Annotated in this window: 11 protein-coding genes; 8 read left to right on the top strand and 3 right to left on the bottom strand. The window is 71.1% G+C overall.

The features are described 5' to 3' along the window. Window positions 1-225: 225 nt before the first annotated feature. Genes AB0I81_RS14100 through AB0I81_RS14085 form a run of 4 tightly spaced genes read left to right on the top strand, consistent with a single transcriptional unit; the run spans window position 226 to window position 4,372 of the window. Window positions 226-3,033, top strand: coding sequence for a nitrate- and nitrite sensing domain-containing protein (locus tag AB0I81_RS14100; RefSeq protein ID WP_360655396.1), 2,808 nt, complete (start codon window positions 226-228; stop codon window positions 3,031-3,033). Beyond that, window positions 3,026-3,451 carry a roadblock/LC7 domain-containing protein gene (locus tag AB0I81_RS14095; protein WP_360655393.1) on the top strand — a complete coding sequence of 142 codons (426 nt, stop codon included), beginning with the start codon at window positions 3,026-3,028 and terminating at the stop codon, window positions 3,449-3,451. Before AB0I81_RS14100 ends, AB0I81_RS14095 begins: the two co-directional genes overlap by 8 nt. Further along, the gene (locus AB0I81_RS14090) at window positions 3,448-3,798 is read left to right on the top strand and encodes a DUF742 domain-containing protein (protein WP_360655390.1); all 351 of its coding nucleotides are present in this window, start codon (window positions 3,448-3,450) and stop codon (window positions 3,796-3,798) included. Before AB0I81_RS14095 ends, AB0I81_RS14090 begins: the two co-directional genes overlap by 4 nt. Further along, window positions 3,779-4,372, top strand: coding sequence for an ATP/GTP-binding protein (locus AB0I81_RS14085; protein WP_360655387.1), 594 nt, complete (start codon window positions 3,779-3,781; stop codon window positions 4,370-4,372). The genes AB0I81_RS14090 and AB0I81_RS14085 overlap by 20 nt, the downstream gene beginning before the upstream one ends. Window positions 4,373-4,518: 146 nt before the next feature. On the opposite strand, the gene AB0I81_RS14080 is transcribed toward AB0I81_RS14085, so the two are convergent. After that, window positions 4,519-4,899, bottom strand: coding sequence for a hypothetical protein (locus tag AB0I81_RS14080; protein ID WP_360655384.1), 381 nt, complete (start codon window positions 4,897-4,899; stop codon window positions 4,519-4,521). A gap of 200 nt (window positions 4,900-5,099) precedes the next feature. On the opposite strand from AB0I81_RS14080, the gene AB0I81_RS14075 reads away from it, so the two are divergent. Both AB0I81_RS14075 and AB0I81_RS14070 read left to right on the top strand, forming a co-directional pair. After that, the gene (locus AB0I81_RS14075; RefSeq protein ID WP_360655382.1) at window positions 5,100-5,261 is read left to right on the top strand and encodes a hypothetical protein; all 162 of its coding nucleotides are present in this window, start codon (window positions 5,100-5,102) and stop codon (window positions 5,259-5,261) included. Window positions 5,262-5,482: 221 nt separating this feature from the next. Next, complete coding sequence (locus tag AB0I81_RS14070; protein ID WP_360655379.1) at window positions 5,483-6,655, top strand: serine hydrolase domain-containing protein; 1,173 nt, start codon at window positions 5,483-5,485, stop codon at window positions 6,653-6,655. Between the two features lie 111 nt (window positions 6,656-6,766). On the opposite strand, the gene AB0I81_RS14065 is transcribed toward AB0I81_RS14070, so the two are convergent. After that, window positions 6,767-7,231, bottom strand: a complete 465-nt coding sequence (locus AB0I81_RS14065) for a proteasome activator (protein ID WP_360655376.1) — start codon at window positions 7,229-7,231, stop codon at window positions 6,767-6,769. A gap of 69 nt (window positions 7,232-7,300) precedes the next feature. Next, window positions 7,301-8,191: a PaaX family transcriptional regulator C-terminal domain-containing protein gene (locus AB0I81_RS14060; RefSeq protein ID WP_360655373.1), complete on the bottom strand. Its 891-nt coding sequence runs from the start codon at window positions 8,189-8,191 to the stop codon at window positions 7,301-7,303. An 87-nt stretch (window positions 8,192-8,278) separates the two neighbouring features. Between AB0I81_RS14060 and AB0I81_RS14055 the strand changes: the two genes are divergently transcribed. Together AB0I81_RS14055 and AB0I81_RS14050 are read left to right on the top strand one after the other, a co-directional pair. Next, the gene (locus AB0I81_RS14055) at window positions 8,279-9,181 is read left to right on the top strand and encodes an SDR family NAD(P)-dependent oxidoreductase (RefSeq protein ID WP_360655370.1); all 903 of its coding nucleotides are present in this window, start codon (window positions 8,279-8,281) and stop codon (window positions 9,179-9,181) included. Beyond that, window positions 9,178-10,050: an amidohydrolase family protein gene (locus AB0I81_RS14050; RefSeq protein ID WP_360655367.1), complete on the top strand. Its 873-nt coding sequence runs from the start codon at window positions 9,178-9,180 to the stop codon at window positions 10,048-10,050. The genes AB0I81_RS14055 and AB0I81_RS14050 overlap by 4 nt, the downstream gene beginning before the upstream one ends. Window position 10,051 lies beyond the last annotated feature (1 nt).

Below are 10,051 nucleotides of genomic sequence, written 5' to 3'. Positions count from 1 at the left end.
CAGCGTCCAGAAGTGCCGCCGTTACGATCACGAACCGCATGTTGACAAAGAGTCAACCCACCATTCGCGATGATTCTTCGCATCTGTACCTTGAAGTGCTTCTGCCCCATCGGCATAGTGGACGTTCCACAGGCGCACCGAGTCGTGGCGGGCAGCCTCGGGGGGCGGCAACAGAAGTCACGACTGCCCGGCGCACAACTCCACGCGCGGAATAGGACGTGAAGGATGAGCTCGCCGCCGCCTATTCGCACCAAGCTGCTCAGGATCCTCCTGCTCCCGCTGGTCTCCATGGTGGCCCTCTGGGGGTTCATCGCCTACTCCAGCGCGGACGAGATCGCCACGGTCTCGCAGATCCGGGACCGGTGGGAGTCCATCGGGTCGCCGGTGCTGCAACTGATCGTGGAGTTACAGAGGGAGCGTCAGCTCTCCGCCGAGGCTCCGGGCAGCACGGCCGCGTACAAGCCGCTGACCGAGCAGCGGCGGGTCACCGACAACCACGTCAGGCGGCTGCGCGAGATCATCGCCTCGCTGGACGGCGACGCGGCGGGCGGGCAGACGCCCACCCAGGTGCAGACGATGGTGCAGGCCCTGGACGGGCTGCAGTCGTTGCGGGCCTCCGCCGACGGAGGCGTGCTGGCGCCGGCGCTGACGATCATCGAGGCGTACAACAACCTGATCGCCGTGGCCAACCAGCAGTTCACCGACCGCGACGCGTTGAGCGACGTCTCCTCCTACCAGACGGTGCGCGGCATGACCGCCTTCAGCACCTCGGCGGAGTACCTGTGGCGCGAGCACGCCATCCTCACCACGACGATCGTGCACCGCAGCATGACGCCCACCGACCGCGCCGCGTTCGTCGCCGCCATGACCGCCCGCAGGCTCTCGATGGCCAACGCCGAACGGGACGCTGGGCCCGAGTTGCGCGCGAACTATGACCGGCTCGTGGCCAGCGACGCCTACCGGCGGGTGGTGGCGGTCGAGGACGAGCTCTTCTCCTACGACACGGGCGGGCCGCCGCCGGTGTCGGCCGCCGAGTGGCGCGGCGACGCCGAGACCGTGCTGGCCCAGATCAACCGCGACACGCAGACCGACCTGGCCCGCGCCGCGGCGGCCGGCCAGGCGCAGGTGACCGGGGCGTACTGGCGGATCGGGCTGGTCCTGCTGCTCGGGCTGGGTGCCGTGGTGGGGTCGTTGTGGTTGTCCTACCGGTTCGGCCGCTCGCTGGTCGATGAGCTGAGGCGGCTGCAGGGCTCGGCCGTCGAGCTGGCCGAGCAGCGACTGCCCCATCTGGTCGAACGGCTGCGCCGCGGCGAGGACGTGGATCCCGCCACCGAGGCGCCCGATCTGGAACGCGCCGACACCGCCGAGGTGGACCGGGTGGCGAACGCGTTGTCCGCCGTACGCCGCACCGCGGTCGAGGCGGCGGTCGGCCAGGCGGTCCTGCGCAAGGGCGTCGGCCAGGTCTTCAACAACCTGGCCCGGCGCAACCAGGCGCTGCTGCACCGCCAGCTCTCGCTGCTGGACGTCATGGAACGCCGGGTGGAGGAGCCGGAGCTCCTGGAGGACCTGTTCAAGCTCGACCACCTGACCACCCGCATGCGGCGGCACGCGGAGAACCTGATCATCCTGTCCGGCTCGTCGCCCGCCCGCCGCTGGCGCGACCCGGTGCCGCTGTTCGACGTGGTACGCGCGGCGGTGCTGGAGGTCGAGGACTACACCCGCGTGACGGTCGCGCCGATGCCGAACGCGCCGCTGCTGGTCGGGGCCGCGGTCACCGACGTCATCCATCTGGTCGCCGAGTTGGTGGAGAACGCGACCGTCTTCTCCCCGCCCAACACGACCGTCAACATCCGCGGCGTGACGGCGGCCAACGGCCTGGCGCTGGAGGTCGAGGACCGGGGTCTTGGGCTGAACGACGCCAACCTGGCCGGGCTGAACGCGCGGCTGGCCGACATACCGGAGTTCGACCTGGCCGACAGCGACCGGCTCGGGCTGTTCGTGGTGGCGCGGCTCGCGACCCGGCACGGGATCAAGATCATGCTGCGGCGGTCGCCGTACGACGGGACGACCGCGATCGTGCTGCTGCCCGCCTCCCTGCTCGCCGACGCCCAGCCCCTGGCCCTCACCGCCGGCCCATCCGCCGTCACCACTGCCGCCGCCGCACGCGGCTCCTCGTCCGAGGCGCCGTTCGGCATCTCCTACGAGCCCTCGTACGAGAACACGCACACCATGGACCACGCCCACGACGCCGGCACGGCGAACCAGGCGCACCCGGCCGAGTCGGCGCCCAGTCCCTGGTTCGACGCCGGTCCCGTACCACCGCCCGCTCCCGACCTCACGCCCCCGTTCGAGCGCATCCCGCCGTTCGCCGGCACCTCGGCGTTCTCGGGCAGCTCACCGTTCGACAACGGCTCGCCCTTCGCCGGTGACTCGCCTTTCGCCGGTGACTCGGCGTTCTCGGGCAGTTCGGCGTCCGGCAACGGCTCGCCGTTCGCCAGCACCTCGGCGTTCTCCGGCGGCTCGGCGTCCGGCAACGGCTCGGGGCCGAAACCTGACCCGGCGCTCAGGACCGAGCCGCCGGCCCCCGGCCCGGCGATCGCGCCCCCGAACGGCCCCACCACGCCCGGCGGACCACCAACCGGAGACACGCCCTCCGAACCACCTACCGGTTCACCCACCGAACCACGGGCCGAACCACGGGCCGAACCACCGGCCGGATCACCCACCGAACCACCCGCCAGGTCCACGCCCGGCGGGCCGACCGGCGGGCCGCCGGTCGGGTGGAGTGTCACGGTCCCGCCGCAGGAGGCGGATGAGGATCTCGACGGGCTGCCGATGCGGATTCCGCAGGCCAGCCTGGCTCCTCAGCTCCGCATCGACTCGCGCCCCGAGCGGCGCGCGAGCTCGGAACGCTCCCCCGAGGAGCTCGCACAGCTCATGTCGTCCATGCAACGCGGCTGGCAGGAAGGACGCCGGCGGACGGAGCAGGAGCAGGACATGTGGAACGGAAAGGACGACCAACCCGATGTCTGACCCCAGAAGCGAACTGAGCTGGCTGCTCGACGACCTCACCCAGCGGGTACCCGGTATCCGGCACGCGATCGTGCTGTCAGCCGACGGGCTGTCCATGGGCAGCTCCCGCGGTCTGACCAGGGAGGACTCCGAGCACCTGTCCGCCATCTCCGCCGGGAGCCACAGCCTCGCCATGGGGGCGGGGCGGCACTTCGGGCTGGGCGGCGTACGGCAGACGATCATTGAGATGGAGGAGGGCTTCCTCTTCGTCACCGCCGCGGGCCAGGGTGCCCGGCTGGCCGTGCTCGCGACCGGCGACGCCGAGCTGGGCATGGTCACGTACGAGATGGCGTTGATGGTCAAGAGGGTCGGCGAGCACCTCTCCTCCAACCCGAGGGGAGCGGCACCGGCACCCGCCTGGAACGGCGCACGACCATGACAGGCGAGGATCCCGGGCCGCTGATCCGGCTGTACGGGCTGACCGGGGGCAGGGCACGCCCGCAGGGCGAGACGTTCGACCTCGTGGCCATCGTCGTGACGGTCGGCGGCCTGTCCGGGCCCGCGGGCATGATCCCCGAGCACCGCGCCGTGCTGTCGCTGTGCCGCAGGCCGACCCCGGTCGCGGACGTCGCGGCGCACCTCAGGCTGCCGCTGAACATCACCCGGGTGATTCTGGGGGACCTGCGGCGGGACGGCCTGGTCAGCATCGATCGCCCGCGCCCGGTGGCGCAGACGATGGATGAACGCATCTACAGGGAAGTGCTGGATGGGCTACGCAGCCTCTGAGCCCGGGACGGCCACGGTCGCTCCGGCTCTTGCCATCAAGATCCTTATCGCGGGCGGTTTCGGCGTAGGCAAGACGACCATGGTCGGCACGATCAGCGAGATCCGGCCGCTGCACACCGAGGAGTTGCTGAGCGACCGGGGCATCGGGGTGGACGACACCTCGGGCGTGGAGTCCAAGGTCACCACCACCGTCGCGCTGGACTTCGGCCGCATCACCATCCGCGACGGGCTGTGGCTGTACCTGTTCGGCACGCCGGGGCAGGACCGGTTCTGGTTCATGTGGGATGAGCTGGCGCTCGGCGCGCTGGGCGCCGTCGTGCTCGCCGACACGCGCCGCCTGCAGGACTCCTTCCCCGCCGTGGACTACTTCGAGCAGCGCAGGATCCCGTTCGTGGTGGGCGTGAACTGCTTCGACGGCGCCCGCCGCTACGATCCGACCAAGGTGCGGCGGGCGCTCGGGCTGAACGAGAACATCCCGATCGTGATGTGCGACGTGCGCGATCGCGGGTCGGTCAGGGACGTGCTGACCACGCTGGTCACGTACGCGGTCGAGGGCATGTCACCGAGGTACTAGGGGACGAGCGCGGCCCGGCGAAGACGACGCGCAGAGGCGGCATGGGCCCCGGAGGTAGAAACCTCGCGGCCGGTCCATACCGCCTCCCCTTGAGCCCTTCGTGTCACGGGGCTCCGTCCGAGAGAGTCAGGGACGCCTGCCGGACCCTAGGGTTCGGTGCGGCACTCCGTGGAGAGCACCTTGCCGTTCTGGTCCTTGCAGACCGTGCACTTGCGCTTCGAGCCGGGCGGGTCGATTGTCGTCACGCATTCCTTCGTGGTCGGCCCGGAAGTCTTCTTCTCGCAGTATTGGCGCTGCCAGCCACTGCCCTTCTTCTTGCAGTAGAGGCATTTCTTGCCGCTTTCACTCGTCATCCATTTGCATTTCGGGGCGTTCGAGGTGCGCATGCAGTCGGCGAGCGACGTGCGTGTACTCGCGGCGGTGCCGGCATCGGCCTGGACCTGTGCAGTCGTGGATGGGACGAGAGTGCTGGCCACCAGAGCGGCGGCGGCGCATGCTTGTTTGAGCATGAAAATCCTCCCGCTCATTCGGTTCTTCCTTCTCGCCCATCGTGCCCCGGAAAGGCCGGCGGCCGTCAAGGCATTCGGAGGAAATTATTTCTTGACGTACCGACCGCATATTCCTCAAGAAATTCGCATTCCTCTTCTGGGCCGGGCCCATCGGTGACACGGCCGGCCTCATCGGCGACCGTGTCACCCTTGGATCCCACCCAGCCGCCCGCCCCGGCATGATCAACACGCCGACCTCGGCCCTGTGGTGGGACGTCTCCGACGCCGCCACCCCGGCCCAGGCCGCCGTCTCCCTCCTCGACCTGGCCCTGGGCCCGATCGACCCATCCCACTACGGCCAGCTCGTACGGTTCGGCAGCGCCCTGCCCTGGAGCCCCTGAGACCGGACGCGCATGTTTGAGCCGCCGCACCCGGGCATCTGAAGGCCAGGCGCACCGGCACCGTTTCGGCGACCACCTGCGCGGGGCCGGTGCACCGTTTCGTCACACTCTGTTTCTTAACGGCCCATTTGGGTAATCATCCCGGTAACACGTCAGCGGCCCATGACCTCCCCCCTCGTAACCCGCTCAGGCAACGCGCGGAGGGCCGCGAGAGGGGGGCCGTGTACGAGATCCACGGGGTGTGCGAACCCCGCTACAACGCGGTGCGCGAGGCGTTCGCGCGCAACTTCGAGCAGGGCCGCGAGCTGGGCGCCTCGCTGGCCGTCTACCAGCGCGGACGGCCGGTGGTCGAGTTGTGGGGCGGGCGCGCGAGCCGTACGACGGGATGGCGGCGGGACACGATCGCGCTCCTGGCCTCGGCCACCAAGGGGCTGGTCGCCACGGCGGCGATGGTGCTGGTCGACCAGGGCCGGCTCAACCTGGACGCGCCGATCGCCGACTACTGGCCGGAGTTCGCGGTCTCGGGGAAGGCGAAGATCCCGCTGCGGTGGGTGCTGGGGCACCGGTCCGGCGTGGTGACCGTCGATCCGCCGCTGACCATGGGCGACATCGGGCAGAACGGCGCCGTCAGCCGCGCGCTGGCCGCCGCCAGGCCCGCGTGGATGCCGGGGCAGGCGCACGGATACCACTGCCTGACCATGGGGTGGCTGGTCGGCGAGGTCGTACGGCGGGTCACGGGCCAGTCCGTCCAGCGCTTCTTCGCCACGGAGATCGCCGCCCCGCTGGGTGTCGACCTGCACATCGGCCTGCCGGCCGACAGCGACAGGAAGGTGGCCGACCTCGTACCGCCCACCGTGGAGCAGTTGCTCAAGGGACGGGACGATCCCGAGCTGACCGGGCTCAACCGGGCCATCTGCGACCCCGGCTCGTTGTTCCACCGCTCGACCTTCGGCAGCATCGCCATGAAGGGGGACCTGCTGGCCGCCGCCTGCATCCCCCAGGCCGAGATGCCCTCCTTCGGCGGGGCCGGCAACGCCGCCGGGCTCGCCAGGATGTACGCCGCGCTCATCGGCGAGGTGGACGGTGTGCGGCTGCTGCGTCCGGAGACGGCCGACCGGGCCAGGACCGTCGAGGCCAGCGGCATGGACCTGGTGTTGCGCTGCCACACCAGCTACGGCCGCGGCTTCATGCTTCCCGGCGGCCCCATGTGGCCCGGCTCCTGCTCCCCCACCGCCTTCGGCCATGCCGGGGTCACGGGGGTCTTCGCCTACGCCGATCCCGACCACGAGGTGGGGTTCGCGTACGTGCCCAATCGCATGACCGAGCTGATCGAAGGCGGCGACGCCCGGGTCAGGCACCTCGTCGAGGCCACCCACCGCTGCGCCGCCACCTGACCACCCACCTCAAAAGCCGCACCTCAGAGGCCGCCGCCGTAGAAGCCGCACCTCAAAGCCGCACCTCAGAGGCCGCCGCCGCATCAGGGCGCGGCCTCAGCGGGGCGCACGTCAGAGGTAAGGCCCCGTGCCCGGGGGCGCCTGGTCGGGCCGGACCATGTGCGGGCCCTCCGGGGACGCGGCCTGCTGGAGGGTCAGCCCGACCTTGATCCCCTGGAAGACCCCTTCCAGCCAGCCGACCAGCTGACTCTGCGCGATCCGGATCTCCGACTGGCTGAGCTGCTGCGACGTCGAGGGCAGCAGCCGCTCCAGCTCATCCCGCAACTCCGGCGCCACCGACTCGCCGATCTCCGCGACCACCCGCGCGTGAATGTGCTGGAGCTGGTCGCGCGCGTGCTCGTCCAGGGAGAGCCCGCGGGCCTCGTCGAGCAGCGAGCGCGCCATGGTGCTGACCCGCAGCAGCCGCGCGGGCTCCTTGACCCGCCCGATCTCGGCTTCGAGCGCCGACTCTTCCGGCTCGGACGGCCCGGGACCGCCGGGCCCCTCGGGCTGCTGGGGAACGGCTGAAGATGTCATGTCGCGTCCTGTCGGTCGCTCATCGCTCGAAAGCGCGGTCATGACGGCCCCTGCCCACGTTCGCGCTGCTCACGCCCCAGATGCGATCTTCCGGGGCAGCGTCACCACCTCCAGCAGCCCGTCGGCCAGGTCGCGCGCCGGCCGCTCGTACGCGCGGGCCAGGGTGTGGAAGACCTGCTCGGCCCGGATGGCCGGCCAGTCGGGCGGCAGGTGCCCGGCGGGCAGGTGCGGGTCCTGCCGGACGAGTTGCAGCCAGTCGGTGTGCAGCAGGAGTTGCCGTGCCAGGTCGTCCGGCAACGTGGCCTGCGGGCCGGGAACGTCCCAGCGGTCGAGGAAAGCGTGGTAGCGGGCGGCGATCTGGCCGGTGTCGAACGCCTTGCGTACGAGGTCGGCCGACTCGGTGGGCCCGGCGGCGCGGGCGGTCAGCACGGTCACGTGGTCGCGCAGGCCGAGTTCGGCCACGATCGCGCCGACGTCCTTGACGCCGGGAGCGATCCACATGCCGCTCTGCAGCAGCCCGAACCCGGCCCAGATGAGCTGGGAACGCAGGTCGTGGCGGGTGTTGCGGCGGCTGTCCGGCAGCGAGAAGCCGACCAGCGTCCAGGCGCCGTCCCAGTCGCGGTTGACCGCGCCGGTCTCCCAGACGCGCCGCCGCCCGTCCTCCAGCACACCGGCGGCGTGCGGGGTGAGCCCGAAGTACGTCCTGCGCCCCGACCGGTGCCGCGCCAGCAGGCCCCGCTTGGCCATCCGGGTGAGCGTGGAGCGCACCGCCTCCTCGGTCACGCCGAGCCGCGCGAAGACCTCGATGACGCTGCCGGAGTAGACGGCGACGTCGCGGCCGAGCACGTACACGCCGAGGAAGCTGAACATCAGCGACTGGGGACGCGTGGACGGGGACTGCGGCGGGCCCGCCTCCCCGCCGGAGGCTTCCTCGCTCAGCACCGGCCCACGGAAAGTCACAGACCGAGGGTAGACGGATTCGACTTACTGGGCAAAACTTTGACGCAAGTCGCAAGTTTGCCCCACGTTCCACGCGAGGTGTCGTTCATGGATGTGTCAGGGAAGGTGTGCGTCGTCACGGGGGCCGGGCGCGGTCTCGGCCGCGCCTACGCCGAGGCGCTGGCCGCGGCCGGTGCGGCGGTCGTGGTCAACGACGTGGACGCCGAGGCGGCCGGGGGCGCGGCGGGTGCGATCCGCGCGGCGGGCGGCCGGGCGGTCGCCGCGCCCGGCGCGATCGGCGGGGCGGAGGTGGCCGAGCGGCTGGTGGACACGGCGGTGGCGGAGTTCGGCCGGCTGGACGTGCTGGTGACCAACGCGGGCGTGCTGCGCGACCGGGTGTTGTGGAAGATGTCCGACGAGGACTTCGACACGGTGATCGAGGTGCACCTGCGCGGCACGTTCGCCTGCGCGAGGGCCGCGGCGGTACGCATGCGCGAGCAGGGCGAGGGCGGCCGGCTGATCCTCATCTCCTCCCCCGCCGGGCAGCGCGGCAACTTCGGCCAGACCAACTACGCCGCCGCCAAGGCCGGCGTCGTGGCGATGGCCCGCACCTGGGCGATGGAGCTGGCCAGGGCCGGGGTCACGGTCAACGCGGTCGTCCCGGTGGCCGTCACCGAGATGACCAGGACCATCCCCGCCTTCGCGCCGTACTTCCAGGAGGCCGAGCGCACCGGCGAGCCGCTGCCCGGCTGGCTGCGCAGGGACGAGGGCATGGGCACGGTCGAGGACGTGGCCGGGCTGATCGTCTACCTGGCCTCCGACGCCTCCGCCGGGGTGACCGGGCAGGCCATCGGCGTCGGCGGCGACCGGCTCGCGTTGTGGTCGCACCCGGCCGAGAAGAGCGTCGCCTACGCCGAGGGCGGCTGGAGCGCCGAGGCGATCGCGCGGAGCTGGAGCACGTTCGAGCCGGAGACGTACGGCATCCCCGCGCCCAAGGCCCCGGCGTCATGAACCTGGACGAGCTGACCGCGATCGACGTGCACACCCACGCCGAGGTGTCCAAGGACGGCCACACCTCGCTCAGCCCGGCGCTGTTCGGCGCGTCGGCGGAGTACTTCGGCGCGCACGAGCAGCCGTCGATCGAGCGGATGGCCGCCTACTACCGGGAGCGGCGGATGGCGGCCGTGGTGTTCACGGTGGACGCCGAGCACGCCACCGGCCACCCGCGGATCGCCAACGAGGAGATCGCCGAGAGCTGCGCCGAGCACGCCGACGTGCTCATCCCGTTCGCCAGCATCGACCCGCACAAGGGCCGCGCGGGGGCGCGGGAGGCCCGGCGGCTGGTGGCCGGTCACGGGGTGCGGGGCTTCAAGTTCCATCCCAGCCTGCAGGGCTTCGACCCGGACGACCGCATGGCCTACCCGCTGTACGAGGTGATCGAGGAGCTGGGCGCGGTGGCGCTGTTCCACACCGGGCAGACCGGCATCGGCGCGGGGGTGCCGGGCGGCGCCGGAATCCGGCTGCGGCACTCCAACCCGATGCTGGTCGACAACGTGGCGGCGGACTTCCCGCAGTTGAAGATCATCCTGGCGCATCCGTCGTTCCCCTGGCAGGACGAGGCCCTGGCGGTCGCCACGCACAAGCCGGGCGTGCACATCGACCTGTCCGGCTGGTCGCCGAAGTACTTCCCGCCGCAGCTCGTCCGCTACGCCAACAGCCTGCTCAAGGACAAGGTGCTGTTCGGCTCCGACTACCCCGTGATCACCCCGGACCGGTGGCTGGCCGACTTCGCCAAGCTCGACATCAAGCCCGAGGTCCGCCCCAAGATCCTCAAGGACAACGCCGCCCGCCTGCTCGGACTCGCACCGAAGGAGAGCTGAC

The sequence above is a fragment of the Nonomuraea sp. NPDC050404 genome, assembly GCF_040655495.1.
Taxonomy (GTDB): Bacteria; Actinomycetota; Actinomycetes; order Streptosporangiales; family Streptosporangiaceae; genus Nonomuraea.
The sequence above is the reverse complement of the archived record's forward strand: the minus strand, read 5'-3'. Positions and strand labels throughout refer to the sequence as shown.